At 35.3% G+C, this 25,735-nt stretch carries 29 protein-coding genes; 18 read left to right on the top strand and 11 right to left on the bottom strand.

Going from position 1 to position 25,735, the window contains the following annotated elements; all coding sequences use genetic code 11:
- The 13 genes from Q0162_RS06025 to Q0162_RS05965 all read left to right on the top strand — a co-directional run.
- The coding region (locus Q0162_RS06025; protein ID WP_297890389.1) for an SMI1/KNR4 family protein at nucleotides 1-516 on the top strand (516 nt) is incomplete at its 5' end.
- Between the two features lie 27 nt (nucleotides 517-543).
- The gene (locus Q0162_RS06020; RefSeq protein WP_297890387.1) at nucleotides 544-1,470 is read left to right on the top strand and encodes a hypothetical protein; all 927 of its coding nucleotides are present in this window, start codon (nucleotides 544-546) and stop codon (nucleotides 1,468-1,470) included.
- A 6-nt stretch (nucleotides 1,471-1,476) separates the two neighbouring features.
- Nucleotides 1,477-2,121 carry a DUF6707 family protein gene (locus Q0162_RS06015; protein WP_297890385.1) on the top strand — a complete coding sequence of 215 codons (645 nt, stop codon included), beginning with the start codon at nucleotides 1,477-1,479 and terminating at the stop codon, nucleotides 2,119-2,121.
- Nucleotides 2,122-2,151: 30 nt separating this feature from the next.
- Complete coding sequence (locus Q0162_RS06010) at nucleotides 2,152-3,495, top strand: tetratricopeptide repeat protein (RefSeq protein WP_297890383.1); 1,344 nt, start codon at nucleotides 2,152-2,154, stop codon at nucleotides 3,493-3,495.
- A gap of 5 nt (nucleotides 3,496-3,500) precedes the next feature.
- The gene (locus Q0162_RS06005; protein ID WP_297890381.1) at nucleotides 3,501-4,943 is read left to right on the top strand and encodes an oligosaccharide flippase family protein; all 1,443 of its coding nucleotides are present in this window, start codon (nucleotides 3,501-3,503) and stop codon (nucleotides 4,941-4,943) included.
- A gap of 2 nt (nucleotides 4,944-4,945) precedes the next feature.
- The gene (locus tag Q0162_RS06000; protein WP_367272169.1) at nucleotides 4,946-5,389 is read left to right on the top strand and encodes a hypothetical protein; all 444 of its coding nucleotides are present in this window, start codon (nucleotides 4,946-4,948) and stop codon (nucleotides 5,387-5,389) included.
- On the top strand, nucleotides 5,386-5,913 hold the full coding sequence (locus Q0162_RS05995; RefSeq protein ID WP_297890378.1) for a hypothetical protein: 528 nt from the start codon (nucleotides 5,386-5,388) through the stop codon (nucleotides 5,911-5,913). Before Q0162_RS06000 ends, Q0162_RS05995 begins: the two co-directional genes overlap by 4 nt.
- A gap of 205 nt (nucleotides 5,914-6,118) precedes the next feature.
- Nucleotides 6,119-7,594, top strand: coding sequence for an SLC13 family permease (locus tag Q0162_RS05990; RefSeq protein WP_297890377.1), 1,476 nt, complete (start codon nucleotides 6,119-6,121; stop codon nucleotides 7,592-7,594).
- A gap of 3 nt (nucleotides 7,595-7,597) precedes the next feature.
- The gene (locus Q0162_RS05985; RefSeq protein WP_297890375.1) at nucleotides 7,598-8,278 is read left to right on the top strand and encodes an SDR family oxidoreductase; all 681 of its coding nucleotides are present in this window, start codon (nucleotides 7,598-7,600) and stop codon (nucleotides 8,276-8,278) included.
- 40 nt (nucleotides 8,279-8,318) lie between these two features.
- A complete protein-coding gene (locus Q0162_RS05980; protein WP_297890373.1) occupies nucleotides 8,319-8,606 on the top strand; it encodes a YciI family protein in 288 nt (95 codons plus the stop codon).
- A gap of 14 nt (nucleotides 8,607-8,620) precedes the next feature.
- A complete protein-coding gene (locus tag Q0162_RS05975; protein WP_297890372.1) occupies nucleotides 8,621-9,202 on the top strand; it encodes a hypothetical protein in 582 nt (193 codons plus the stop codon).
- Between the two features lie 567 nt (nucleotides 9,203-9,769).
- Nucleotides 9,770-10,858: a magnesium/cobalt transporter CorA gene (gene corA, locus Q0162_RS05970; RefSeq protein ID WP_297890370.1), complete on the top strand. Its 1,089-nt coding sequence runs from the start codon at nucleotides 9,770-9,772 to the stop codon at nucleotides 10,856-10,858.
- A 31-nt stretch (nucleotides 10,859-10,889) separates the two neighbouring features.
- On the top strand, nucleotides 10,890-12,047 hold the full coding sequence (locus tag Q0162_RS05965) for a class I SAM-dependent methyltransferase (protein WP_297890368.1): 1,158 nt from the start codon (nucleotides 10,890-10,892) through the stop codon (nucleotides 12,045-12,047).
- On the opposite strand, the gene Q0162_RS05960 is transcribed toward Q0162_RS05965, so the two are convergent.
- Nucleotides 11,995-12,828: a DUF4421 family protein gene (locus Q0162_RS05960; protein ID WP_297890367.1), complete on the bottom strand. Its 834-nt coding sequence runs from the start codon at nucleotides 12,826-12,828 to the stop codon at nucleotides 11,995-11,997. The two genes, Q0162_RS05965 and Q0162_RS05960, sit on opposite strands and share 53 nt — an antisense overlap.
- Nucleotides 12,829-13,005: 177 nt before the next feature.
- On the opposite strand from Q0162_RS05960, the gene rsmG reads away from it, so the two are divergent.
- Nucleotides 13,006-13,623 (top strand): 16S rRNA (guanine(527)-N(7))-methyltransferase RsmG, encoded by a 618-nt coding sequence (gene rsmG, locus Q0162_RS05955; RefSeq protein WP_096088967.1) that lies wholly within the window; start codon nucleotides 13,006-13,008, stop codon nucleotides 13,621-13,623.
- On the opposite strand, the gene Q0162_RS05950 is transcribed toward rsmG, so the two are convergent.
- The 9 genes from Q0162_RS05950 to Q0162_RS05910 all read right to left on the bottom strand — a co-directional run bounded on the left by Q0162_RS05950 (nucleotide 13,620) and on the right by Q0162_RS05910 (nucleotide 22,260).
- Entirely contained in the window at nucleotides 13,620-14,327 is a 708-nt protein-coding gene (locus Q0162_RS05950; protein ID WP_297890364.1) for an SAM-dependent methyltransferase, read from the bottom strand. The two genes, rsmG and Q0162_RS05950, sit on opposite strands and share 4 nt — an antisense overlap.
- A complete protein-coding gene (locus Q0162_RS05945; protein ID WP_297890362.1) occupies nucleotides 14,328-15,182 on the bottom strand; it encodes a glycosyltransferase family 2 protein in 855 nt (284 codons plus the stop codon).
- Nucleotide 15,183: 1 nt separating this feature from the next.
- Nucleotides 15,184-15,864, bottom strand: coding sequence for an ABC transporter ATP-binding protein (locus Q0162_RS05940; protein WP_297890360.1), 681 nt, complete (start codon nucleotides 15,862-15,864; stop codon nucleotides 15,184-15,186).
- 7 nt (nucleotides 15,865-15,871) lie between these two features.
- Nucleotides 15,872-16,453 (bottom strand): non-canonical purine NTP diphosphatase, encoded by a 582-nt coding sequence (locus Q0162_RS05935; RefSeq protein WP_297890358.1) that lies wholly within the window; start codon nucleotides 16,451-16,453, stop codon nucleotides 15,872-15,874.
- Between the two features lie 8 nt (nucleotides 16,454-16,461).
- The gene (locus Q0162_RS05930) at nucleotides 16,462-18,285 is read right to left on the bottom strand and encodes a DUF349 domain-containing protein (RefSeq protein ID WP_297890356.1); all 1,824 of its coding nucleotides are present in this window, start codon (nucleotides 18,283-18,285) and stop codon (nucleotides 16,462-16,464) included.
- Nucleotides 18,286-18,411: 126 nt separating this feature from the next.
- The gene (locus Q0162_RS05925; protein WP_297890349.1) at nucleotides 18,412-19,566 is read right to left on the bottom strand and encodes a cysteine desulfurase family protein; all 1,155 of its coding nucleotides are present in this window, start codon (nucleotides 19,564-19,566) and stop codon (nucleotides 18,412-18,414) included.
- A gap of 20 nt (nucleotides 19,567-19,586) precedes the next feature.
- Entirely contained in the window at nucleotides 19,587-19,853 is a 267-nt protein-coding gene (locus Q0162_RS05920) for a DUF6722 family protein (RefSeq protein WP_297890347.1), read from the bottom strand.
- 41 nt (nucleotides 19,854-19,894) lie between these two features.
- A complete protein-coding gene (locus Q0162_RS05915) occupies nucleotides 19,895-21,751 on the bottom strand; it encodes an SLC13 family permease (RefSeq protein ID WP_297890345.1) in 1,857 nt (618 codons plus the stop codon).
- A 14-nt stretch (nucleotides 21,752-21,765) separates the two neighbouring features.
- Nucleotides 21,766-22,260, bottom strand: a complete 495-nt coding sequence (locus tag Q0162_RS05910; RefSeq protein WP_297890343.1) for a phosphoribosyltransferase family protein — start codon at nucleotides 22,258-22,260, stop codon at nucleotides 21,766-21,768.
- Between the two features lie 124 nt (nucleotides 22,261-22,384).
- Here Q0162_RS05910 and Q0162_RS05905 point away from each other — a divergent pair, with 124 nt between their 5' ends.
- Complete coding sequence (locus Q0162_RS05905) at nucleotides 22,385-23,071, top strand: DNA alkylation repair protein (protein ID WP_297890341.1); 687 nt, start codon at nucleotides 22,385-22,387, stop codon at nucleotides 23,069-23,071.
- 3 nt (nucleotides 23,072-23,074) lie between these two features.
- Here Q0162_RS05905 and Q0162_RS05900 read toward each other — a convergent pair whose 3' ends face one another.
- Nucleotides 23,075-23,608 carry an RsmD family RNA methyltransferase gene (locus Q0162_RS05900; RefSeq protein ID WP_297890339.1) on the bottom strand — a complete coding sequence of 178 codons (534 nt, stop codon included), beginning with the start codon at nucleotides 23,606-23,608 and terminating at the stop codon, nucleotides 23,075-23,077.
- Nucleotides 23,609-23,718: 110 nt separating this feature from the next.
- Between Q0162_RS05900 and lgt the strand changes: the two genes are divergently transcribed.
- The 3 genes from lgt to idi are packed head-to-tail and all read left to right on the top strand — an operon-like array spanning nucleotide 23,719 to nucleotide 25,725.
- Complete coding sequence (lgt, locus tag Q0162_RS05895) at nucleotides 23,719-24,669, top strand: prolipoprotein diacylglyceryl transferase (RefSeq protein WP_297890337.1); 951 nt, start codon at nucleotides 23,719-23,721, stop codon at nucleotides 24,667-24,669.
- An 18-nt stretch (nucleotides 24,670-24,687) separates the two neighbouring features.
- Nucleotides 24,688-25,200 (top strand): DUF192 domain-containing protein, encoded by a 513-nt coding sequence (locus Q0162_RS05890; RefSeq protein WP_088594283.1) that lies wholly within the window; start codon nucleotides 24,688-24,690, stop codon nucleotides 25,198-25,200.
- A gap of 9 nt (nucleotides 25,201-25,209) precedes the next feature.
- Nucleotides 25,210-25,725 carry an isopentenyl-diphosphate Delta-isomerase gene (idi, locus tag Q0162_RS05885; protein ID WP_297890332.1) on the top strand — a complete coding sequence of 172 codons (516 nt, stop codon included), beginning with the start codon at nucleotides 25,210-25,212 and terminating at the stop codon, nucleotides 25,723-25,725.
- Nucleotides 25,726-25,735 lie beyond the last annotated feature (10 nt).

Raw genomic sequence — 25,735 nt, 5'->3', positions numbered from 1 at the left:
GAAGTGCTTTTGGAAAACACTGCTCATTTGGAGTTTTATTGGGATGTGAATGATGTAACTATTGAAGATGAATCTATAATACCCGATGCCTTAGCGCACATCTATTGTGGAGAATTGCTCTTTGGATTGGATTTGCTTTTGGATTATGAGGAACATCGCAAGGAATGGGCAGCTGATGTTTTCCCTAATTACGAAGACCCAGAAGACCGCATTTGGTACAACAAATTGTGTTTTCATATCAATGTTAACGGCGATTATATTGCTATTGAGTTAGAACCAGAGAACTATGGTAAGGTTGTATACCTCAGTCACGATGGTGCAAGCAATCTCGGTACTTATTTAGCCGATAACTTTAAGGAATTCCTGATGAACTACGCCGCTGTGGGCTGTACTGGAGGAGAGGACTGGCAATGGGAGCCTTTTTATTCCAAAGGCAAAGGGATAGACCCCACCTGTGAGAACGCCCAAGCGTGGCACAAGGTATTGGGGATAGATCCTAAGGAGTTGGAAGGATAAAACAATTAAAACATTACAGTTATGTCGATGGAGCAAAAAGACAAAGAACAATTGGAACAGTTAATTGCTTCTGAAAAGTATCAGCAGATATTAGATAAGCTTTGCGCTATTATAGATATGGTATTTGAGGAAGAAATGCCGAGCTTTACCGTGCTAAATTACACGCATAAAGCGCTAAAAGATGCAGGTGTTACCTTGGAGGAAATCGCGCCAGTGGCATTGGCGGACGATCACTTTTTGAACTTTAGCATTCTCAAGATGGATTATATCAAGAGTGGGAAAACGATGTGTTTTAGCAAGGATTTTCTCATTCGTAATATGATAGAATTTTATTTTCTAAAAACAAATCCCAAAGCACTTCCTGATTATTTGAAGAAAGTAGGATTAAAAAGCTATAGTGCTCCTCTAAAAAAATGGTTCACAGAGGCTACTGATACAGAGCTTGTCGCAGCTGTTTCCGCTTCTCTCAAAGAACTCAAAGAGAAAAGGGCAACAGCAGAGCAGACAAGCCTGCAAACCGTTACCCCTGAAGATTGGGAACGTCTTTCGGCGGTATATCCCAAACTTACCAAGCAGGTACTGAAGGATTTTGATGAATATAATGTGGTTACCGCAGGCATTCCTTTGGCGGAGATTAACCAAAAGAGCCAAGACTTGGGTGTTGTTTTCTCAGAGGAACTCTCTCTGTTCTTCCAACATATAGGGGAACTTAGGTTGGAAGGGGTAGAAATCCGTTTTACCGACTTATATACCGATGCATTCAATGGCAAAGACTATTTGGTGCTTGGGGAGTTTTGGAAATATGGCGATGGCGACAAGTTGCTCTATGCTCCCGACACTCAGCAGATACTTTGCTTTGCCCACGAATATGCCAAGCCTAAGGTCATTAAGCAAGCTGATACTATGACCGAATTTGTAGAAAAGAAATTAGTAACTTATTTAAAAAATTATTAGATCGTTATGAATATAGAAATATTATCACCTTATTGTACCACTGCAAAACAGCAAAAACTCCTTGAAAAGCTCCGCAAAAAGCTTTCACTCAAAAGTAGTAAAGACCTACAAACTGTTTATGAACTTGTAGGATGTCTATTTGTAAGCAAACAATACGAAGGCTTACTAACTTTCTTACCAGAAGTACTTGCGGTACCTTTTGCCGAAAATTTTGATCTATGGTATCCTATAGAAAATTCTTTTTGTTTGATTGCAGCCATACCTTCCATATCTCCAGAAGAGCGTAAAGCGTGTTTCTCTCATTTTAAAACTGTAAGAGATTTCAAAAGCACTAAAGGAGCTCAGGAGGCTTTTGATTACTATTTTCATCGATATTTATCACTCTATTTTGTTAATGAAAATTTAAACGATTTAGAAGAAATAGATGAATATCCCGCCTCTTCCCAACTTTGGATTCATATAGCAATTATTGCCAGCGCTTCTGCTGTAAAACTCATCAATGAAGAAGTAGATTATAAAACTCTCGACTTCCCAAATTGGCTCTCAAAACCTACTTATAACAGTAGGGAAGAGCTTCAAAACTATATGAATACCCTTATAGCAGAACAACTTACTGCCTTACAGGATAAGAAATTTGTAAAGTATTACTAAGAATATCCTCATAGTTCTTAATTAAAATAAATGTTACCAGAAGAAGAAAACTACGCCGTTAGCAAATTTGAATCTATGCTCAAAGAAAATAACATTCTCTTTTTTGACGTGGATGAATTTGAAGAAATAGTTGAATATTACTTAGAATATGGGCGTATTAGTAAAGCCAAACGTGCCTTAGAAATTGGATTATCGCAACACCCCAATGCGTCTTCACTGAAATTGCTAAATGCTGAGCAACTGGTGTTTGAAGACCGTTTGGAGGAAGCGTCAGAAATTCTCAATGAATTGCTCGTGCTTGAACCTATGAATGCCGAAGTACACGCACAGCAGGCTAATCTGTATTCTAAAATGAATAAACATCATCGTGCTATTGAGTTGTTGCAATATGCCCTCACTCTTACTGATGATGCTTCCAATATTTATGCCTTAATAGCAATGGAATACCTCTATGTAGAGGATTATACCAATGCTAAAAACTATTTTATCAAATGTTTAGAACAAGACCCTCAGGACTATACAGCGCTACAACAGTTAGTATTCTGTTATGAAGTTTTAGGTGATGTACAAGAGGCTACTTCTTTCTTAAATCATTACTTAGATCAAAATCCTTATTGTGAAGTTGCTTGGTATTATCTCGGCAGACTCTATTTGGCTATTGGTGATTACAAAAATGCTTTGCGTTGCCTCGATTTCGCTATTATCAGTGACGATACTTTCACGGGGGCTTATTTCGAGAAAGCTCGTGTGCTTGAAGCTATGAATGACTATCAAAAAGCTATTGAGCACTATAAGATTACTCTTACCTTAGACGACCCTTCGGCTTTAGCTTACTTACATATAGGTCGTTGTTATGAAAAAATGCATAATGATGCTAAGGCAGAAGAGTATTATTTTAGAGCTACTCACGAAGATCCTCAATTGGACAAAGCGTGGATTACCTTAGCTGATTTTTATTACTTGCGCCATAATCACGCTAAAGCCCTAAAATATATTCAGAAAGTACTCACTTTTGAACCCAATGAGCCTTATTATTGGCGTCGCTATGCTGAATTGAATTATTTTGAATTTCAAAATCTTGAAGAAGCAGAATATGGCTATCGCAAAGCAGTACAAAATGGAGATTATTCATACTCTACACTCATCGAATGGGTAGATTTGATGTTCCTTACCAAAAAATATGGTGATGCATTACCTATTGTAGCGGATATAGTACATATTTATCCACATGAACTCAACAATTATTTTCGTCTTGCCTTAGCTTACTATGGTATTGGTGATGAACATACAGCAATGCAATATTACCAAATGGGTGTTAATAAAGCTCCCGAATGGCAATCTTTCTTTGAAAACAAGTTTAATTTTAAGATGTAGTCATTATGGGAATAGTGCTCCGTCAATCGTTTAAGAATGTAGTGGCTACTTATTTTGGGTTTGCCATAGGGGCACTCAATACCCTTTTCTTATTTACTTACTTCCTTTCAAAAGCACAATATGGCTTGGTGAGTTATGTTACTTCCACTGCTACTATTCTTTCTCCACTTATCGCTTTTGGAGTAAATAATACTTTAGTACGTTATTATACAGCTTACCAGTATAAGGAAGAGCAAGCAAAATTCAACCTAATGCTTTGCTTTTTACCTTTGCTCATCATTGTACCTGCTACCTTTATTGGGGTAATCGGGTACGAACAAATCGCTCAATGGCTTTCGGCAAAGAATACAGAAGTGCGCAATTACGTTTTACTCATTTTCCTCACTTCAGTAGCAATGGCTTACTTTGAGATTGCTTATGCGTGGACACGTGTACAGCTAAAAACTGTCTTTGGCAATTTCCTCAAAGAAGTATTCCATAGGGTAGGGGTGATGCTTTTATTAGTAGCCATTTACTTTGGTATTATTGACTTTTACCAATTGATGTGGGGGGTGTTCTGGGTGTATGCCTTGCGTATGCTCTTGATGTTCATTTTCGCTTTCTATGTACGCCGACCACAATTTGCTTGGGGATTGCCAAAGAACAAGAAAGAAGTCTTTTTATACAGCCTTTTTGTGATTTTATCAGGGTCGGTAGCTTCTGTATTGATGGATATTGATAAGTTTATGCTCAACCAATACCTGCCCATTGGCGAAATAGCGGTGTATAATGTGGCTATCTTTACTGCAACAGTAATTGCTATTCCTTACCGCAGTATGTATCAAATAGTAAGTCCACTGACGGCACAGTTTATGAACCAAAACAAGAGTGATGAGCTTTCTGACCTATATAAACGCAGTACGGTAAACACTTACTTTGTTAGTATGGTCATTTGTGTACTTATTGTGGTGAATGCCCAACAGTGTTACGCCCTCTTGCCTGATAAGGATTATAGCACAGGGCTTGGAGTGCTTATCATCATATCCGTAGTAAAACTCTCTGATGCCTTAGTAGGTTTCAGCAATGCGGTATTACTCAATTCTCCTTACTATCGCACAGTGCTATTTTTGGGCGTTTTCTTGGTCATAGGCACTGTTTTAATGAATATGTGGCTCATTCCTATTTATGGGATTAATGGAGCTGGATTTGCTACTCTTTTAGCTTTTACTTCGTATAATCTTCTTAAATCGGGATTTGTATATCGCAAATACAACTTACAGCCTTTTTATAAAGAAACTCTACAGACTACTCTCTTTGGTATCGTAGCCATAGGAGGTTTCTTCTTTTGGGACTTCCCATTTCACCCGCTGGTGAATATCAGCTTAAAATCATTGCTCGTAGGAGCCTTTTGGATATGGGCACTTATCAAATTTCGTTTGTCAGAAGAACTATTAAAAATACTCAAATAAATATACATCCACATATCAAAAACATTCTCAAAAATTATACTTACCCCACGATCAAATCTATTGCTTACCCCAATGGCGATATGCTTGTTTTAGAAGGGCAATGGTTAGGAGAAGAGTATCTCCTGCGTATATTGTGTCAATCTACTTTAGATAGTTATTTTAAGTATAATGAAGCGGATTATGTTTCTTATCTCTATCCGCAAATGGTGGTAGAAAATGCTCAATATGAAGTGTATGGAGGTGAATGTAGTTGGGAAGGAGATGGTTTTATTTACCTTATCCATAAAGAGAGTAGCGAACTTTTATGGTTTTTGTTTTTAGATAATAGCGAGTACTTTAAGGAAGCCTATTTTGAAGATACAAACCATATAATCACTCGTTCTGAACTTAACTTACAACTAAGAAATCCTATTAATGCCCCAGAAAAACTAAGTGTAAAAAAATGACTTCAGAAGAAATAAAAGCCATTGTTTATTATATCCAAGGCTTACAAGCTCTTTGGAAAGAAGGCTATAATGCGGAAAAAGTCGCTCTTTACAACTATCAATTTAGCTTAAAAGCAGGAATGGATATGCCTGATGGCTTACTTGATGTTATTGAAATGTTGGAGATGTGGGATGACAATTGGATGTATGGGGCAGTTCCTCTTACTGAAAAAGAAGCAGCTACAATTATTCAAGAGGAATTAAGCATTGATATATACCACCCAGAGAAAGATATTATAGCGTTGGTTACCAATGAGTTTATTAGTAAACTGAAAGATGAGTGTTCCTCAAATATAATTATCGTTAAAGCACTTGAAAATGCCCAAGAACTCATCATCTATAATGAATATCTTGTAGCTCTTCAAAATATATTAAGCGAATTACTCACTCATCACATCCGTATTCCAGCTGATATTTTATCAATTATTGATGTCATAGAGGACTCTTATATCAAAAGATTACAGGTTTCATTATGGAGAGTATAACATTATAAATAATTTATTTCCTTATGTATTTTTATACTGTCTTTCTTTGTAATAAGAAGATATATTAAAGTACTATAATATCCTAAAATTTTTACATTTATTACTATAAAAAAATATTATTTTTTCTTTGGTAGTTATTCTTTTTTATTTACCTTTGTCGATGCTATTTTAAATTGTAATTCAATTTTAAACTTACCAAAATATTATGTCTAAAGAATTAGAAAATGTAATGACCAATCACTTTGAAAAAAAACACCTTATTGCTTTGGTGTGTATAGTGATTGTAACTGCTGTAGTATGGAATCTTCCTGCTGAAGTTTTTCATATTAATGGATTAACAGTGGTTCACCAGCGTATTATCGCTATTTTTGTATTTGCCACCTTAATGTGGATTAGCGAGGCTATTCCTTCATGGGCTACATCATTGGGTATCATCACCTTGATGTGTTTGACGGTTTCTAACCATAGTTTGTTCTTCTTTAAAGGAGAAGAGAGTGAGGTTTTTGGGAAGCTGCTCAGCAGTAAGGAGATTATGGCAACCTTTGCCAACCCTGTGATTATACTCTTTTTGGGTGGTTTTTTCTTGGCTATTGCCGCCACCAAATCTGGATTGGACGTATTGCTTGCTAAAAATTTGATACGTCCATTTGGAAACAAAAGCGAGAATGTACTATTGGGGTTCCTACTCATTACTGGTATTTTCTCAATGTTTGTGAGTAATACTGCTACAGCAGCTATGATGCTCACTTTCCTTACTCCTGTTTTTGCAGCGCTACCTGCGAGTGGCAAAGGACGTACCGCACTAACGATGAGTATCCCAATTGCTGCTAACCTAGGAGGTATGGCGACCCCTATTGGTACGCCCCCAAATGCTATTGCTCTACAAGCTCTCAACAACCCAAAAGGACTAAATATGGGTATTGATTTTGGAGAATGGATGGCGTTTATGTTTCCTCTGGTGCTTTTGTTACTTTTCATTTCTTGGCGACTTATATTAAAATTCTTTCCTTTTACTCAAAGAACAATTAACCTACACATTCTTGGAAAAGTACATCACGGTTGGCGTATGTGGGTAGTAAGTGGCACTTTTATCCTTACCATTCTTTTATGGTTGATACCTAGTAATGTAAGTGGCATTGACGCTAATACTGTTGCTTTAGTGCCTATGGGTGTTTTTGCTGCAACAGGAGTGATTACAGCCAAAGATCTACAGTCAATTAACTGGAGCGTTATCTGGATGGTAGCAGGAGGTTTTGCCTTAGGTTTAGGTATTCAGGATTCAGGATTAGCTAAGTTGGCGATTGATACTATACCTTTTGGGTCTTGGTCGCCTATTATAGTATTGATTGCCTCTGGACTTATTTGTTATCTTCTTAGTAACTTTATTTCTAATACTGCTGCTGCAGCCTTACTAATTCCTATTTTGGTAACTATTTGCCAAGGGATGGGGGATAGCTTAGGAGAAATAGGAGGTACTTCAACAGTACTTATAGGGATAGCGTTAGCAGCCTCATCAGCGATGTGTTTGCCTATATCAACTCCACCTAATGCTATAGCTTATTCTACAGGATTGGTAAAACAAAACGATATGTTGAAACTGGGACTTATTGTAGGGATAATAAGTATGGTAGTAGGTTATCTTGTTTTGTTCTTAGTAGGTAAAACACACTTCTTAGAATAATAAATGAAAAACATTATCATTACAGGTACTAGCAGAGGCATAGGCTATGAGCTGGTACAACAGTTGGCTGCGGAAGGGCATAATATTTTAGCTCTTTCGCGGCATACTGCTACTATAGAGTCACTTAATCTACCTAATGTACATTGTATTCCTTTTGATATTACGTTAGCTTCTGATAGGAAAGCAGTAGGTGATTTTGTGAAAGGACAATGGCAAAAGGTAGATATTCTTATTCACAATGCAGGGAGACTCATCAATAAACCTTTTGAAGAGCTTACTGAAGAAGACTTTTTGGAAGTGTATAAGGTGAATGTATTTGGGGCAGCACACCTCACACAACAACTACTGCCTTTTATGGAGAAAGGTGCACACGTGGTGAGTATTAGTAGTATGGGAGGTATACAAGGGAGCTTGAAGTTCGGTGGTTTAGCAGCATATAGCTCCTCCAAAGGTGCTCTTATTACCCTATCGGAGCTTTTAGCCGAAGAGTACAAAGAGCGTGGTATCGTTTTCAATACCTTAGCCTTAGGAGCCGTACAGACTGAGATGCTCACCGAAGCCTTCCCTGATTATAAAGCTAATATCACCCCACAGCAAATGGCGCGCTACATCGCCGATTTTGCTTTGAATGGAGGAGAGGTATTTAATGGAAAGGTATTACAAGTAGCCAATACAACACCTTAAAACACTAACGAGTAAAGAATAAAAACTAATATCTAATAATATGTATATCATTATTTTAACGTATCAAAAAGACCTTTCAGAGGTTGAAAAACACTTAGAAGCCCATCGCGCTTACTTAGATAAGCATTATACTTCAGGGCATTTTGTTGCTTCAGGAGCACAGGTGCCTCGCAAGGGTGGGGTAATTTTGTGTAAGGGGGGCAGTAAGGAAGAAATACTGGACATCATTGCTCAAGATCCTTTTCACGAGCATCGAATAGCTGCCTATCAAATTATTGAATTTACCCCTACCAAATTCTCTGAGGCGTTTGGGAAGGTACTCTCTTAAAACTATAATAACAAATGGATTTACAACAGCTAATTAAAAATTTCCCGTGGCGAAGATTTGGTACCCCCTATGAAACCAATGCCAATATAGTAAAGCAAAGTATAGTAAAAATACTTGATGGAGCAGCCACTGAAAAAGACTATCAAAACCTTATCTATAGTTTTGAATCACAAGCGTGGCTGATAAAGCTCTCTCCTTGGGGAATGAGATTTTATCTCGCTTTGTTAGAAGAGAATAAAGCGGACAAAGCTATACTATTACGTGATATGCTCACACTTTTTGAGGCAGCAAACTATAGCTCTCAGTCTCCACAAACTAAAGATTTTAAAGCTACTAAAGGGAAAGTTGACAAATATGAAGCCTACAAAGAAAAACTATTCAATGATACTTATGATGGCACTATGGATGAAGAGTTTTTAAAACTTGTCAAATCCTTAGACCGACACTATTACCACGTGGCTATTATGGAATTTTTAGAAGCAAATATCCCTTTGCTTCAGCGTTTCACTACTTCCGAAGATAAGACAATAGCCCAGAGAGCCACCTCACTGATAGAAGCAATTAAGCATCCTAAAATATATCCTATTAATCAGTAACCTCTTCTAAATCTAAACTTTGGCAAAGTCTATTAATTATACATTAAAAAATTAAAAATGAAACCATTTTTTATAAGTATTCTTCTGTTTTTACTACTTGGTAGCTGTGAAAATAGGGTAGAGGAGAAGCAATATTTTGCAAGTGAAGAACCACATAGAGCATTTATTATATTCAAAAGACACTAATTTTTAAAACGAAATTAAGATTAGTAATTACCTCGCTAAGATAAAAGAATAGAAAATTTTAATCATTTTTTTTCTTAGCACATTATCAAAAAAGAATACAAATTTTAGTATTTTAAAAGTAAAAAAAATACTGATTATAAGTAATTTATAATAAAAATATAAATCTTTTATTTAATATATTGTTCTATAGAATATCAATTTACTGTGTACACAAATGTATAAATACACTTATAATCAGTATGTTAAAAAAGGATTTTAACAAATATAACAAGATTTCGTTACAATTATTAGCAGTTTCGAATTGATTGAGAAGTATATATTTAAACTTCAAAATATTTCAATAAAACATTCATAACCAATATATTAACAAAAAATGTATATATGAGCAAAAATATCCCCCCTATTACTAAGAAGAAACGCAAGGCTAATCGCTCTAAAAAGGTAGGTTTACCTGCAGGTAGTTTGGTGTATTTTGGTAACAAAGAAAAGCCTCTTAATATAGAAGTCATTAGTTATAATGATTCCTCTTATTCAATGAAGAAAGTAGTATCAGCAGAAGAGGCTTTGAACTTTATAACAGACAGCTGCATAACTTGGCTCAATGTAAATGGATTGAATAATATTGAGGAAGTAAAGAAATTAGGAAATTATGTACAGTTAAACAACTTACTTTTAGAAGATATCTTAGATACCGAACATCGCCCCAAAGTGGAAATACTTGATGAGCATATTTTGGTAATCATCAAAATGCTTTATTATGGTAAAGACGAACAACTCATTTCAGAGCACTTAGCCTTGGTATTAGGTAAAAACTATCTTATCACTTTTCAAGAAAGTGAAGGAGAAGACGTATTTGAACCCGTACGTAAACGACTCCAAAATACTGATAGTAGTCTGCGTAAACGCCCAGCTGATTATTTGTTATTTGGACTCTTAGATGCTATTGTAGACAATTATTTTGTGATTCTGGATAAAGTGAGTGATAAGATTGAAACTATTGAGGATGAAATCATCACACACCCGCGTGAAGATATGATTTCCGAAATTCAGTTACTGAAAAAGAGCGCTATCTTTTTACAAAAATCGATAATGCCTTCACGTGAGGTAGTAAACAAGATTGAAAAAAACCCTCATCATCTTATTGACACCGATACTAAACACTACTTCCGTGACCTTCACGACCACACAATACAAATTGTAGAGACTCTAAGTACTTATCGCGATATCCTCTGGGGACTTACAGATACCTATATGGGGGCAATGAGTAACAAGATGAACAATATTATGCGCTTACTCACTCTTATTTCTACTATTTTTATTCCACTCACTTTTATTGTAGGGGTATATGGTATGAATTTCAAATATATGCCAGAATTAGAGTTATGGTGGGCATATCCATTAGTATGGTTGGTGATGATAGGTATTTCAGTAGCAATGATTTTCTACTTCAAACGAAAAAAATGGCTTTGATTTTCATAAAAATACACTATCTTTGCACGCTATGAATTTGTTAGAAAAGAACGTACAACACTTTATCAAGGAATATAAAGGGGCAACTACCGATTTGCTCCTGAAAAAACCTATGTTTGATGGTTTAACTAACAAAGAGTTAGCTCAACAAATTGAAGGCAGACGTACAGCAACTAAAAAGTTACCTTTCTTGCTTGTTAAAGAGAACGTTTTGTTTCCGCCAACACTCAATTTAGAACAAACCTCCTCTGAGGCAACCGCTCAGTATAAGGCACAAAACTTACAAGGAGAACGTTTTTTAGATCTTACTTGTGGGTTCGGTATTGATGCTTTCTTTCTTTCTGAAAAGTTTAAAGAAGTTACTTTAGTAGAGCAAAATGAGGAGCTTCTCAGCAAAGTAGAACATAATTGGCAGGTATTAGAGCATAAGGCAACCTTTATAAATGGAACCGCAGAAGATTTTTTAAAAGCTACAACAGTACATTATAACCTTATTTATCTTGATCCTGCCCGTAGAGATACTCTCAAACAAAAGAAATTTCTTTTAGAAGACCTTTCTCCTAATATCTTAGAGTTACAGTCTGTACTATTGCAAAAGGCAGATAAAGTGCTTACCAAATTATCACCTATGATAGATATTAGTTATTTATTGCATACACTTCCAAAAATAACACATATTCATTTGATTGCCTTGCGCAATGAAGTAAAGGAGGTGTTAGTAGTACAAGAAGCTAAAACAGAAATAGAAACACAAGTACAAATACATTGTGTAAATTTGGAGACTGAAGATCCTACTTTACAATTTACAGAAGCAGCATTACATACTCCTCAAGTGGTGTATAGCAAACCTAAAAAGTACTTATATATTCCTAATAATGTTTTGCTGAAATCAGGAGCTTTTAATTATATAACGCAGCATTTTGAGGTAGAGAAGTTGGACGTAAATACTCATCTATACACCTCAGAGCAGCTAAAAAAGCCCTTTGCTGGACGTATTTTACAGGTAACTCCTATCAATCCTAAAGACTTGAAGAAAGGTAGTAAATATTGTATTCTCTCTAAAAACTATCCGTTATCAGTAGCAGAAATTAAAAAGAAATACCATATCGTGGAAGGTGGTAATGAATATCTTATCTTTACCCGTTCCGTTGAGGGGTTGGTCGTACTTTTAGGGAAGGTAATCGAGTGAGGAAGTTTTTTCTTTTGAGGTAAAAATGCTTAGTAAACGATAGTTGTACACTGGGAGTAATCAAGCGAATAGGTTTATTATCTGTAGGATAAACAGACTTGTTATTAAAGATTCCCGATAGCGATACTGTCCAATCATCTTTCAGATATACAAACGAAAAGCGCGTTACAGAAGTAGGATAAACCTTAATATTCAGCTGTTGCAGTATGTCCATTTGGTTACCAAAATTCAGTCCACCAATAAACGCCCCTGTAAGTAACCAATGTTTGCCAGCTACCCACGAATAGCCATAACCCACGTGAAAACCTATTTGAAAATTCTCAAAAGCCTCGCTACTCACATTCTCTGTTTTAGCATCAGGTTCTATGCGATGCCAATAGAAACCACTGCCAAAAAGTAAACTACCCGCTGATTTCACTTGGCGCTCGCTTTGCTCAAAGGCAGCTCGTGCTGAAAACTTGTCAGCTCGCCATACATAAGTACTTTCTACGCCTATTTGCTGAGTAGAAAGAGTAGGGAAGAGGGTGTAATTTCCTTTGCCTCTATCGATATAAAATCCTGTATAATCCTGATAATAAGCATCTATAAGTATACGTTTACCATATTTATGTGCTTGTATATCTATACTGCGAGTTTTTAGGTTAGTTTTATTTTTTAGTCGGAATAAGTTCTGTGCATAAAGTATGTTAAGCCCTAATATCTTGCGCAAACCTATTCCAATTCCTAAACTAAATGGGTAGTTAGGCGAATAAGCCTTTTTTCCTTGTGTAAGTATGAGCATTTTGGTAGGTGTATATGCTCTAAGCCATATTTCTTGCGAATAAGGTTGAATATAAGTGTATCTCGCTCTTGAGCATAACTCAAAAGGCAACTACCCCATAAAAAAATCAATAATAAAGCTCGTAAATTCATTGTTAAATATAAAAACGGGTACAAAAGTAATATATTTTTAGCAACTATGGAAATCATACTCAAATACTTTCCCTCACTTAGTGAGCAACAACAACAACAATTCACACAGCTCAAACCATTGTATGAAAAGTGGAATGCTCAAATAAACGTCATCTCACGCAAAGATATAGACGATTTCTACGAGCGACACGTGTTGCATAGTTTGGCTATTGCTAAGCGCATTCAGTTCGTTGATGGCACAGTACTATTAGATGTCGGTACTGGTGGAGGCTTTCCTGGTATACCTTTAGCTATAATGTTTCCTAACTGCCAGTTTACATTAGTCGATTCTATTGGAAAAAAAATAAAAGTAGTACAAGAAGTAGTAAAAGCTTTAAAGCTCACCAATGTAACGGCTATGCAAATAAGAGCCGAAGAACTAAAAGATACTTACGACTTTGTAGTAAGTCGTGCTGTTACTCAAATGAAGGACTTTGTGCCTTGGGTAAAAGGAAAGTTCAAGAAGACTTCTAAAAACGTTCTCCCTAATGGTATTCTTTATTTAAAAGGTGGCGAACTTACTGAGGAGTTAGCACCTTTTCCTAAGGCAGTACTGACTGATATCAGTAGTTATTACGATGAACCTTTCTTCGAGACTAAGAAAATAGTGTATTTACCTTTCTAAGCCCCTATTATAAAGATTGTAGGTCGTTTTTGTATATCAATTTTTACCTTTCTCCAAAGATGTATTGGGAGTGTTTTTATTTCTTCAGTAGAAAGTGTAATATCACAAGCTATACATAAAAGAGTATCAGCTTGTAAGTTATCCATAAGGTCACTAAACATTTGTTGGTTACGATAAGGAGTTTCTATAAATAGTTGAGACTGTCCTTCACTTGCTTTGCGTTCTAGGGCTTTCAGTATTTTCTTACGTTCTTGTTTATCAATAGGTAAATAACCATTGAAAGCAAAATTTTGCCCATTGAGCCCGCTTGCCATCATTGCTAATAAAAGTGAAGAAGGACCTACTAAGGGGATAACTTTTAATCCTTTTTGATGAGCTATACGCACTATATCAGCACCAGGATCAGCAATACCAGGACAACCAGCTTCCGAGATAATACCTATAGAATTTCCTTCCATACAAGGATCGAGAAAGTTACTAAAATCACTATTACGCTGGTGTTTATCAATTACAGCTATTTGTAAATCAGCTTGTTTTTTATCTGGTATCATCAATTTGATAAACTTTCTTGCTGATTTTTCATTTTCTACTATAAAATAAGTAAGTGAACGCAGTATATTGCTCACTTGTGCTGGTAATACATCAAGAGCGCTATCTCCCAACAAATTGGGGATTAAGTATATATTTCCTTTTGTTTGTTCCATTTATCTGTTATAAAATTTGCTAAAAATTCCTTTCCAACGATATTGCCTTACCCATTTACCTTCTTCTGCAGAGAGTAAGTAAGGTTGTTTTTCTTGTTTTGCTTTGTAAAAACCTTTGCAATAATCTAAGAAGAGTTTGCCACTACGTTTCTTTACAGCTAATTTTATTGCAGCAAGTAATGTAAGAAGTACACCATATCGCATACGATAAAATACGCTTCCTTGTAAATAACGGGCATTGCTTTTATAACCTGCTCCTGTAGGACGAAGATGTTTTACGTGAAGAGTTTCATCAGTTTGTACTATCCATCCGTGATAGCGTGCTAATAACTCATCAGCTGTATCCCACCCCATTGCCATTTTTAATCCTCCTATGGCTTCAAAACACGCTTTCCGATATGATTTTACAGCACCTCTCAAATGGTCTTTATTTGTGAGATTTTCAAGTACCCACAAGCCATTTTTCTCAATATAACAAAAGCCCCCAAACATTCCTAATTGAGGATTTTTGCTATATTGTAGATTTAGTATTTCAAGATAATTATCAGGAAAAATAAGGTCTGCATCAAATTTACAAATCACTTCTATATCTTCTTTTAGATAAGAAAGTCCATAGTTGAAAGTTTGTACAACTTTAGCTCCAGGTAAGTGTTCTCCTTTTTCACCACGTTGTATCAATTGTACTATAGGATACTTAGAAGCAATGTGATTTACTACCTCAACAGTGCTATCAGTAGAACCATCATCTACTACTATAATTTGAGAAGGAAGATAAGTTTGATTGAGCAGAGAATGTAGAGTAGTACCAATGCTTTCTGCCTCATTATAAGCAGGGATAACAATTCCGATATTCATTTTACTTAGCACTATCGGTTTCTATAAGTCCGTCTTTTAATCGGATAATACGCTTGGCATACTGTGCTATATCTTCCTCGTGAGTAACCAAGATAACGGTATTTCCTTTTTGGTAAATTTCGTCAAAAAGGTTCATTATTTCATAAGAAGTTTTAGAGTCGAGATTTCCTGTAGGTTCATCTGCTAAAATAATAGAAGGGTGATTTACCAAAGCACGTGCGACAGCCACTCTTTGGCGTTGTCCTCCTGATAACTCATTAGGTTTGTGAAGCATACGATTATCTAAGCCTACTAATTTCAATACCTCTTTAGCACGCTCGTGTCGTTTTTCTTTCTTAACACCAGCGTATACCATTGGGAGAGCCACATTATCTAAAGCTGTAGTACGTGGCATCAAATTAAAAGTTTGAAATACGAAACCTATTTCTTTATTACGTATATCAGCTAACTCTGAATCACTCATCTTGCTCACATCTTTTCCGTTTAAGATATATTCACCAGAAGTGGGAGTATCTAAGCAGCCTAAGATATTCATTAAGGTAGATTTGCCTGATCCTGATGGTCCCATTAGAGCAACATACTCTCCTTTTTCTATGGAAAGATTGATACCTTTTAGTACGTGTAGTATTTCAGAACCTAATCTAAAATCGCGTTTGATATTTTTAACTTCTAGTAAACTCATCTTTTCCTTACTGAATTTTTTGATTTAAGAAATCTAACAACTTTTCAAAAGCTTTTCCACGGTGACTGATACGATTTTTTTCGTCTTGAGTGAGTTCAGCAAAAGTTTTATCAGAGTTTTCAGGAATAAATATAGGGTCATACCCAAAACCATTAGTTCCTATGGGAGTTGTACCTATATTTCCTTTTGCAATACCTTCAAAAGTATATACAACACCTTCTAAGCACAAGGCTATAACAGTTTTAAATTGAGCTTCTCGGTGAGAGATTCCCTCCATATTTCTCAAAAGCAATTGCATATTATCTGCATCGCTTTTGTGTTCACCTGCATAACGTGCTGAATATACCCCTGGAGCATTATTTAATGCTTGAACTTCTAAACCTGTATCATCAGCAAAAACATTACAATGATAGTGTTTTTGGATGTATTGTACTTTTAGTAAGGCATTGCCCTCAATGGTAGTAGCTGTTTCGGGAATATCTTCATCACAGCCAATATCATCCAAACTCAACAATTGAATGTTTGGAGGTAAAAGAGCTTGTATTTCTTTTAATTTATGCTGATTATGGGTAGCAAATACTAATTTCACATTTAAAACTATTCCTTTTCTTCTTCTGTATTTTCCTCAGCTGTTTCAACTAATTGTGCTTTTTGCAAATGTTTTAGCTCTCGAAGTTTATTTTCCCAAGTTTTAAGGGCCTCTTTTTGATTATTGATGTTTTTAATCACATCACGCACTAATGGATTCTTCTCATCAACATTACCAAAGAAAGTTAAGTTATTTTCTAATCGCAATACTTCCGACTTGAGTTCCTCAATACGACGTTTTACAAAAATTACCTCATTATTGAGAGAATTCTCATTATCATCATTGATAAGTTGTTCTAATTTATTGTTGTATTTAATAATCTCAATTTCTTGTTTATCAAAATTGAGTTTTTTGTACAATGCATCAATTATTTTGTGGAATTTGATGTCAATAGTTCTCTTAGAATGATGAGTAGCTCCTAAAGCATTCCATTCATTCACAAAATTCTGTAAGGTTTCTATTTCCTTATCTCTATCAGTGCTTAATTGGTATTCTTTTAGTTTGTCTAAGAAGGTTTTCTTTTGTTCAAGAGCATTATTTTCCTTATTCTTAGAATGTTGGATTGCTTCTGCAAAATGAGCAAAATAAGTATCACAAGCCTTTTTGAACTCTTTCCAAATTTTTTCGGTGTTTCTAAGAGGTACACTTCCTATTTCTTTCCACTCTTTCTGAATATTTTTCATCAATTCAGTAGTAGTTTCCCAGTCGGTGCTATTTTGGTTTGCTTTAGCTATTTCTACTAAGGCTAGTTTTTTGGTCAAATTTTCTTGTTGTTCTTTTTTAAGAATTTTGTAGAACTGGTTTTTCTTTTTGTTGAAGCTTCGCAAAGCTACATTGAAGTTTTTCCACACTTCATCAGCTTGTTGCAAAGGAACTTTTCCTACGTTTAAGAAGTTTTGTCTCAATTCTTCTACTTGTTTAGAAAGCTGCTTCCAAGCATTATGTGTAGTAGGTTCTTTTTCTCCTATTTTTTTAATACGATCGATAATGCTTTGTTTTTTCACAGCATTTTCCTCATATATTTTATCTAAATTTTTGAGGTAATATTGACGTTTGTCGTGTATTTTTTTTGTCAGTTCGCTAAAACGTTGCCATATACTCTCACGGTATTCTTTATCTACAGGACCTATTTCTTCCTTCCAAATACGATGTAACACTTGCAATTCACGTGAGGCAAGTAGCGCATCTACATCATCTTGAGCGAGAGCTTCGGCTCGTTGAATGATTTTTAATTTTTCTTCCAAATTGCGTTTGAAGTCAATATCACGTAAATCTTTACTTAGGTGGATATAGTCATAGAAATTTTCTACGTGGTGGTGGTAGGTATTCCACAAGTCTTCATAATCGGCATTAGAAACAGCACCTGCTTTGCGCCAGCGTTCTTGCAATTGCTGGAATTGTTTAAAAGTTGTGCCTATGTGTTCCTCTGTATTGATAAGGTTCTTTAGCTCTTCTATAATTTCTCGACGCTTAGCAAGATTTTCCTTATGAGTTTTTTCCATTTCCTTGTAGTACTGATTACGCTTTTCACGATAGTTATTGAAAGCTGTGTAGAACTCCTTATAGATAGGAATTTCATAAGAAAAGTTATGAGGTTCACCTCCATCGGCAATGAACTCTTCTCTTTTCTCTTCTACCAGCGCATCGTACTTTTTATCAAATTCATAGCGGATAGCATCCACTTGTTTTTTGATAGCTTGAGTTTTCTCGGTAAGGAGCAGTTCTTTCAACTCTTTAGTCAATTCACTAAGAGACATTGCTTCATAATTTACAAATGAAGCTTCTTCTAAACGATTGTCCTCTATGGCTAATGTGTTTTTTTCCTCTGACATATCTAAGATTTAAATACAAATATTGTTTAAAAACGCTACTAAATTACAACAATATTTTGAAATACCTACTTTTTTTTGAAAATATTTTCAGCTTTATTCTCTATAATAAACATAAGTAGTTTATTATCAGTATTTATTAAGGGAGATTTCTTTAAGACTTTCTATGAGAAAATCTACTTCTTCTATTGTATTAAAAGCTGAAAATGAGAAGCGCAACGAAGGATATTGTAGTGCTTCTTTTGGCATAAAAGCCGATAATACATGTGAAACTTGTACGCTACCGCTTTGGCAAGCACTTCCTTTTGAGCAGGCAATACCTTTTAGATCTAACTGAAAAAGCAAAGTGTTATCTTGCTGTTGTAATGCAGGAAAGCCTACGTTCACTATAGCATAACTACCTTCCTCTAAACTCTCTGATGTTCCATTGAATACTATCTCAGGAAAATGATGTTTGAGTTGATGTATAAAATATTGTTTCAAGTTTTTGAGTTTTTCAGTATTCTTGTTTAAATTTTTATAGCACAAGTTAAAAGCTACTTCCATACCCGCTATGTTATGTACAGCTTCTGTACCTGCACGCAAACCTTTTTCTTGTTCTCCTCCAGTAATGATGCTATGTAAAACTATACCTTTTCTAATAAAAGCAAATCCTACTCCTTTAGGTCCGTGAAACTTATGAGCTGAAGCTGTGATAAAATCTACAGGAATCTCTTGTAAGTTAATAGAATAATGTCCTACAGATTGTACTGTGTCAGAGTGAAAATACGCTCCTTTTTCTTTGCAAAGTGTAGCTACTTCCTTCAAAGGCAAAATGTTTCCTATCTCATTATTTAGATGCATCAAACTTACTAATACCTTTTTTTCAGTATATTGCTCAAGTAAGTTCTTTAAATGTTGAAGATCTATATCTCCTCTTTCCGTGAGATTCACATAAACTATTTGTATAGGATATTCCTTAGCTAATACTTCCAATGTATGTAGTACAGCGTGATGTTCTATAAGTGAAGAAATAACTACTTGTACGCCTAAATCACGTACGCAACTGTGGAGAATAAAATTATCAGCTTCAGTACCCCCTGAAGTAAAAATAATTTCAGAGGGTAAAGCATTTAGTTCTTTTGCTATTTGCTTGCGACTGTATTCAATAAGTGATTTTGCACCACGCCCCAAGGCGTGAGTAGATGATGGATTACCATAAGTATGATTCAATACTTCTGTTATTTTTTCTACAACCTCAGGATAAAGGGGAGTAGTAGCCGCATTATCAAAATAGACTTTCATAGTTTTTGAAGGAGAAATTGTTATGCTTTGTTGGCAGCAGTGTTATTATTCCTATTGTTATTATTTTTGCGATAATTTTTATTGCGGTTATTGTTATTTTTATTTCCTAATACTTTTTTCTGTTTAGAGAGGGAAAGTCCTACTATAAGAGCTAATATAGCTACTATAAAAGCACACCAGCAAGCTTCATTACACATAAAAGAAGAGTTAAATAATGGAGCTATTAACAAGCCTGCAAATACGTATTTAGAAACGTCTAACAAAAAATCTGAAATTCTTTTTTTCATTCTTTATTTTTAATAATTTTCGGCAAAGATACAACTTTTTATCAAAATGGAAATAATAACGGTAAAACAAACACCATTACAATCCCCATAATAATTTGTAATGGTAAGCCTACTTTTACATAATCGGAAAATGTATAACGTCCTGCTGACATTACTAAAGCATTGGGAGGAGTAGAAAATGGTGAAGCAAAACACATACTCGCTCCTACAGCTACTGCGAACATAAATGCTTGAGGTTGTAAACCTAACGATAAAGCTGTTTTCATAGCAATAGGTGCTAAAAGTACCGCTGTAGCTGTATTACTAATAAACATTGTCATTAATGAAGTGGTGAAATATACCCCTGCTAATAGTATATATGGACTTTTATCGCCTAAACTTCCTACTAATGCATTAGAAACTAAAGCAGATACTCCTGTTTTTTCTAAGGCTAATGCCATTGGCAACATACCTGCAATAAGCACAATACTCTCCCAATTAATCGTTTTGTAAGCTGCTTCTATATTGCGTAAAGCACCTGAAATAACCATTAGAAGAGAGGCTATGAGTACAGCTGTTACAGGAGCTATAGGAATAAAATCGAACATCATCGCTACTACCATTGCTACCATTATCAAGGCTGCTATAGGAGCTTTATGAGTGAGGGTTACTTTCGATGCTTCGGCAAGAGGTTGACCTAATACTACTAACTGACTTCTTTCGGCATCTAACTTGGCTATATGATCCCAAGTTCCTTGTACTAATAATATATCACCTGCGTGCATCTTTTCGTCTTTCAAGTTCTGTAAAATATAGGTATCCTTACGTTGAATACCTAAGATATTAAGCCCATAGTGCTCACGCAGTTTGCTATCACTAATACGAGTATTTACTAATTTAGAAGCGGGCATTATCAACACTTCAGCTATTCCTATATCGTGAAAGTGTAATTCATTAGGCAAACGTTGTTCAGGATGGTGTGTATCAAGGAAGTTCAAGTGATTTTCAACATTCATTTGTTTAATTGACTCAAAATCACCTCGTAAATAAAGAATATCTCCTTCATAAATTACAGTGTCTGCATTTACAATCTCCTGATTACCTGTTTTAAAAAAAGGATTATTAGAAGCAGGTTTGCGCCTAATTTCTAATACTGAAATATGATAATGTTGTGAAAGATTAATTTCTTTAAGTGTCTTACCTTTGAATAAAGTATTTTCGTTTACCAATACGCGATATAAGTTCTTAGATAATTGATATTCCCCTACTAAATCACTCAGCGATTTTCCTCCTTTGCCTTTGTCACTTCCTCCTTCTCCTTTTTTAGTTAAAAAGATTTTAGTAATAGGTATCAATACTAACATCCCTACTAATAAACATACTAATCCTACAGGGGTGAATGAGAAAAAGGTGAGTTTGTCATAGCCATTTTTCACTAACTCTCCATCGATTACTAAGTTAGGAGGTGTACCGATGAGTGTCATCATACCGCCCATACTACTTGCAAAAGCCATAGGCATCAGCAACCTACTACTATTGATATTACCACTCATTGCCATACTCACAATAATAGGCATCATCAAGGCTACTGTACCTGTATTGCTTACAAAAGCTCCAATAAAAGCTGTAACAAGCATCACCAGAACAAGGAGCTTCACCTCACTATCACCTGCTAAACGCAAGATTTTACTACTCATCATCTTTGCTAATCCCGTTTGGAAGATAGCACCTCCTACTACAAAAAGTCCTATCATCATCACCACTACCTTATCCGAAAAACCTGACAAGGCTTGTTCGGGTGTAAGAATACCGAAAAGTACTAAAAGCACTAAGGCGCACATAGCTACCAAATCGGAACGGACTTTACCGCTCATAAAAAACAAGGCTGATATAAAGAGAATGATGAGTGTTGTGTACATAACAAATTAAATAATTAATTCGACAAATCTACACTATAATTACTTGGTTCAAAAGTTACTGAAATGTGTTCTTGTAAGGAAGTAGATAATGAAATGCCTTTAAAATCAGCTTTTATAGGATAATCTTTATGATTGCGATTCACTAACACTGCTGTTGTAAGTCGTTTTAGAGGTACTTCTAAGAAGTGTTTCACTCCATAGATAAGTGTACGCCCTGAATTGAGCACATCATCTACCACTATCACTGCTTTATCAGTATATTGTTCAGCAGAAATAGAAATCGTAGTACCTATCAATGGATTTTTTTTATCCATTATAATTTGGCATAAAACTACTTTTAAAGGTGAAATACCTGCCAATGCTACTGCAAGTTTCTCTGCAAATACATATCCATTGCCATTGATACCTGCTAACACGATTTCCTCTTCATTAAGATGTGTTTCATAAATTTGATAAGCAATGCGTCTTATTTTGTGTTCAATATCGGCGTGATTTAATATTTGTGTCATATACATATAATTTATTAAACGCGACAAAGTTACAAACTATTTCCATAAAAAGCAAGATTTTTTATCTGAACTTCTATCATTTATCATTTATTTTGTACATTTGCCTCACCAATTATTTATCATTATGTTTATAACAGAACGTCTTCTAGCTTTAGCTGATATTCCTTACCGCGATTTTACTGCTAAACTTATCCCTACCATTGATAAAGAATGTATCATTGGAGTACGAACCCCAGCAATGCGCTCTTTAGCTAAAGAATTACTGAAACAACAACCTAAGGAGGCTATGGCTTTCTTGGAAAAATTGCCTCATTATTACTACGAAGAAAATAATCTGCACGCCTTTATCATAGCTCAATTGAAAGATTTTGAAAAGGTAATACAATACACTACACAATTTTTACCATATATCGACAATTGGGCTACTTGCGATACTTTTGCCCCTAAAATTTTCTTGAAATACCCTGAAGAAGTGTTGAGTTATGTTCAAAAATGGCTCAAAAGTAGCGAAACTTATACAGTGCGTTATGCTATTGGGGTATTACTCTCTAATTACTTAGATGAGCATTTTAAAACAACTCATTTAGATTGGGTAGCTGCCATACGTTCAGAAGAATATTACATCAATATGATGATAGCGTGGTATTTCGCTACAGCTTTAGCTAAACAATACAAGGCTACAATCCCTTATATAGAAGCTAAAACACTTACGCCTTTTGTACAAAACAAAACCATACAAAAGGCGAGAGAAAGTTTGCGTATTTCAGCTGAAACAAAAGAATACTTACTTCAATTTAAATTGACAAATTAAAAATTATTCAAACATACTAAACACACAACCTCCATATTTTTTAGAGGTTACAAAGTGAGGTAAATTTGAGAGGTCAGTACGAGAAGAATGTTCTATAATGAGAGTGCCATTTTCATTGAGAAAATCTCTTTCAAAAACGAGCTCAGCAATCTCAGTAAATTTTTCTATAGGAAGTTCATAAGGAGGGTCAGCAAAAATTACATCAAAACGCTGTACAGTACGTTTGAGGTATTCATACACATCAGCTTTGAGCACTGTGATAGGATAGTCAAGCTCACGTGCTGTTTTGCTAATAAACTGCACGCAACCACTATGACTATCCACTGCAATAAGTGAAGGACACCCCCTGCTAGCAAATTCATAACTGATATTTCCTGTACCTGCAAAAAGATCAAGTACCGAAAGTTCATCAAAATAGTAATAGTTGTTAAGAATATTGAACAAAGCCTCCTTAGCAAAATCGGTTGTAGGTCGAACAGGGAGTTTGGCTGGTGCTATTAATTGTTTACCTTTATTTTTTCCTGAAATGATGCGCATTTTTCATTAATTATATCTGGCGACAAAAGTACTAAAAAATACGAATACATACAAATTGCTTGTGCATTCAATAAAAAGTTGTACTTTTACGCCCTCAAAACTATCACTATATGATTGCTTTAAATTTTATATGGAATTCTAATGAGATTCTCACTACTATAAACTTACCTATTGTAGGCTCATTTTCTCTTCGTTATTACAGCTTAATGTTTATCGTCGCTTTTAGTTTGGGGTGGTATCTCACTAAAAAAATATATCTCAATGAAGGTAAAACTGTACAACAGCTTGATACTTTATTTGTCTATACAGCAGTTGCTACCTTAGTAGGTGCACGTTTAGGTGATTGTTTCTTCTACAATTGGGATTATTTCAAAGACCATTTGCTAGAGATCTTTTTACCTATCAAAGAAAAGGCAGGAGGAGGCTGGGAACTTACTGGATTTTCAGGTTTAGCAAGTCACGGGGCTGCCGTAGGGATTATTATTGCTATGATACTATATGTACGTAAATATAAAGATATCAGTCTATCATGGATATTAGACCGTGTAGTAATTCCTATTACTATTGGAGGAATGTTTGTACGCTTTGGGAATTTTTTCAATTCTGAAATCAATGGTAAAGAAGTAAGTGACACTTTTCCTTTAGGGGTGAAATTTGTACAAGGAGGAGCTATCTTTCCACGCCAAGCAATGGAAATCACTCAACAATCTGACCCACAATCGGCTTACCAACTCATTGCTCACGACCCACGTTTCTCCGAAATATTAGCCTCCATTCCTTACCAACACCCTGCACAATTATACGAAGCCTTTGGTTATTTCTGTCTGTTTTGGGTATTGTGGTACGTGTATTGGAAAACTGACAAGAAGAATAAACCTTACTTTATTTTCGGTCTTTTCTTAATAGCTTTGTGGAGCATTCGTTTTGCGGTAGAATTTGTAAAAGAAAGTCAAGGAGGATTTGAAAGTTCTTTAGGTTTATTTTCTACAGGTCAATGGCTGAGCATTCCATTTATCATAGTAGGATTTTATTTATTATTTAGAAAAACACAAAAAGTATAATTATATTCAAAAACAAAAATGCAATTTTTTAGAAAACACTTTGTAACAGTAGCTTTGGCATTAGTAGCCTTAGCTGCAATCGCTCTCATTTTACCTCGTTTTTTTGGCAGTAATAAAACTGAACAAATCGTAGAGATTACCCCTGATGACATTCAGTTTACTAAAGACGGAGAGCTTTCTATTTTTAAAAACGATTCCCTTATCCAAACCATTGATGTAGAGTTTGCAAAAAATGAAATGGAACGTTCCTTAGGATTGATGTATCGTTCTTCAATGGATGAACATCAAGGAATGTGGTTTATATTCTCTGAAGAAGCACCACGCTCCTTTTATATGAGAAATACTGAAATTTCTTTGGATATCATCTATTTAGACAAAGATAAGAAGGTAGTAAGTATTGCTAAAAACGCTCGCCCATACGATGAAACCTCTTTACCTTCAGAAAAACCTGCGATGTATGTACTTGAAATTAATGGAGGTTTAGCTGATAAATGGGGAATTGATAAAGGTGATAGGGTAGAAGTAAAATAAACCTTTGCGATGGAAGAAAAAGTAATATTAGTAGACGAACAAGACAACCCTATAGGCTTGATGGAAAAGCTTGAAGTACATCAAAAAGCGCTATTACATAGGGCTTTCTCTGTATTTATACTTAACGATAAAGGGGAGATTATGCTGCAACAAAGAGCTGCTAATAAGTACCATTCACCTAATTTGTGGACAAACACTTGTTGCAGTCATCCACGTGAAGGAGAGACTACTATTGAAGCTGGTAAACGCCGATTACAAGAAGAAATGGGATTTGTTACAGAGCTTAGTGAAGTGTTAAGTTTTATTTATAAAGTCCCTTTTGACAATGGGCTTACTGAACACGAACTCGACCATATCCTTATAGGTTATTACAATGATTCACCTATTATTAACCCTGATGAAGTATCTAGTTGGCGTTGGGAATCTCCCAAAAACATCAAAGCTGATATTACAAAACATCCTCATCAATATACTGAATGGTTTAAAATTATTTTTGATAAATTCTACAATCAGATTAGTCAATAAAAAAGGGATG

The sequence above is a fragment of the uncultured Capnocytophaga sp. genome (assembly GCF_937936315.1).
In the GTDB taxonomy this organism is placed as follows: Bacteria; Bacteroidota; Bacteroidia; order Flavobacteriales; family Flavobacteriaceae; genus Capnocytophaga.
This window is presented reverse-complemented; position numbering and strand designations above follow the sequence as displayed.

What these genes read in the sequence shown, in the direction of transcription:
- Q0162_RS06010 (WP_297890383.1), top strand. Translation starts at nt 2,152, where the DNA reads ATGTTACCAGAAGAAGAAAACTACGCCGTTAGCAAATTTGAATCTATG.
- Q0162_RS05910 (WP_297890343.1), bottom strand. Translation starts at nt 22,260, where the DNA reads ATGACACAAATATTAAATCACGCCGATATTGAACACAAAATAAGACGC.
- Q0162_RS05890 (WP_088594283.1), top strand. Translation starts at nt 24,688, where the DNA reads ATGCAATTTTTTAGAAAACACTTTGTAACAGTAGCTTTGGCATTAGTA.
- Q0162_RS06015 (WP_297890385.1), top strand. Translation starts at nt 1,477, where the DNA reads ATGAATATAGAAATATTATCACCTTATTGTACCACTGCAAAACAGCAA.
- Q0162_RS05915 (WP_297890345.1), bottom strand. Translation starts at nt 21,751, where the DNA reads ATGTACACAACACTCATCATTCTCTTTATATCAGCCTTGTTTTTTATG.
- corA (WP_297890370.1), top strand. Translation starts at nt 9,770, where the DNA reads ATGAGCAAAAATATCCCCCCTATTACTAAGAAGAAACGCAAGGCTAAT.
- Q0162_RS05975 (WP_297890372.1), top strand. Translation starts at nt 8,621, where the DNA reads ATGGATTTACAACAGCTAATTAAAAATTTCCCGTGGCGAAGATTTGGT.
- Q0162_RS05950 (WP_297890364.1), bottom strand. Translation starts at nt 14,327, where the DNA reads ATGGAACAAACAAAAGGAAATATATACTTAATCCCCAATTTGTTGGGA.
- Q0162_RS05945 (WP_297890362.1), bottom strand. Translation starts at nt 15,182, where the DNA reads ATGAATATCGGAATTGTTATCCCTGCTTATAATGAGGCAGAAAGCATT.
- Q0162_RS06020 (WP_297890387.1), top strand. Translation starts at nt 544, where the DNA reads ATGGAGCAAAAAGACAAAGAACAATTGGAACAGTTAATTGCTTCTGAA.
- Q0162_RS05985 (WP_297890375.1), top strand. Translation starts at nt 7,598, where the DNA reads ATGAAAAACATTATCATTACAGGTACTAGCAGAGGCATAGGCTATGAG.
- Q0162_RS05990 (WP_297890377.1), top strand. Translation starts at nt 6,119, where the DNA reads ATGTCTAAAGAATTAGAAAATGTAATGACCAATCACTTTGAAAAAAAA.
- Q0162_RS05905 (WP_297890341.1), top strand. Translation starts at nt 22,385, where the DNA reads ATGTTTATAACAGAACGTCTTCTAGCTTTAGCTGATATTCCTTACCGC.
- Q0162_RS05900 (WP_297890339.1), bottom strand. Translation starts at nt 23,608, where the DNA reads ATGCGCATCATTTCAGGAAAAAATAAAGGTAAACAATTAATAGCACCA.
- Q0162_RS05960 (WP_297890367.1), bottom strand. Translation starts at nt 12,828, where the DNA reads ATGCTCATACTTACACAAGGAAAAAAGGCTTATTCGCCTAACTACCCA.
- idi (WP_297890332.1), top strand. Translation starts at nt 25,210, where the DNA reads ATGGAAGAAAAAGTAATATTAGTAGACGAACAAGACAACCCTATAGGC.
- Q0162_RS05980 (WP_297890373.1), top strand. Translation starts at nt 8,319, where the DNA reads ATGTATATCATTATTTTAACGTATCAAAAAGACCTTTCAGAGGTTGAA.
- Q0162_RS05920 (WP_297890347.1), bottom strand. Translation starts at nt 19,853, where the DNA reads ATGAAAAAAAGAATTTCAGATTTTTTGTTAGACGTTTCTAAATACGTA.
- Q0162_RS05925 (WP_297890349.1), bottom strand. Translation starts at nt 19,566, where the DNA reads ATGAAAGTCTATTTTGATAATGCGGCTACTACTCCCCTTTATCCTGAG.
- Q0162_RS05995 (WP_297890378.1), top strand. Translation starts at nt 5,386, where the DNA reads ATGACTTCAGAAGAAATAAAAGCCATTGTTTATTATATCCAAGGCTTA.
- rsmG (WP_096088967.1), top strand. Translation starts at nt 13,006, where the DNA reads ATGGAAATCATACTCAAATACTTTCCCTCACTTAGTGAGCAACAACAA.
- Q0162_RS05965 (WP_297890368.1), top strand. Translation starts at nt 10,890, where the DNA reads ATGAATTTGTTAGAAAAGAACGTACAACACTTTATCAAGGAATATAAA.
- Q0162_RS06005 (WP_297890381.1), top strand. Translation starts at nt 3,501, where the DNA reads ATGGGAATAGTGCTCCGTCAATCGTTTAAGAATGTAGTGGCTACTTAT.
- lgt (WP_297890337.1), top strand. Translation starts at nt 23,719, where the DNA reads ATGATTGCTTTAAATTTTATATGGAATTCTAATGAGATTCTCACTACT.
- Q0162_RS05930 (WP_297890356.1), bottom strand. Translation starts at nt 18,285, where the DNA reads ATGTCAGAGGAAAAAAACACATTAGCCATAGAGGACAATCGTTTAGAA.
- Q0162_RS05940 (WP_297890360.1), bottom strand. Translation starts at nt 15,864, where the DNA reads ATGAGTTTACTAGAAGTTAAAAATATCAAACGCGATTTTAGATTAGGT.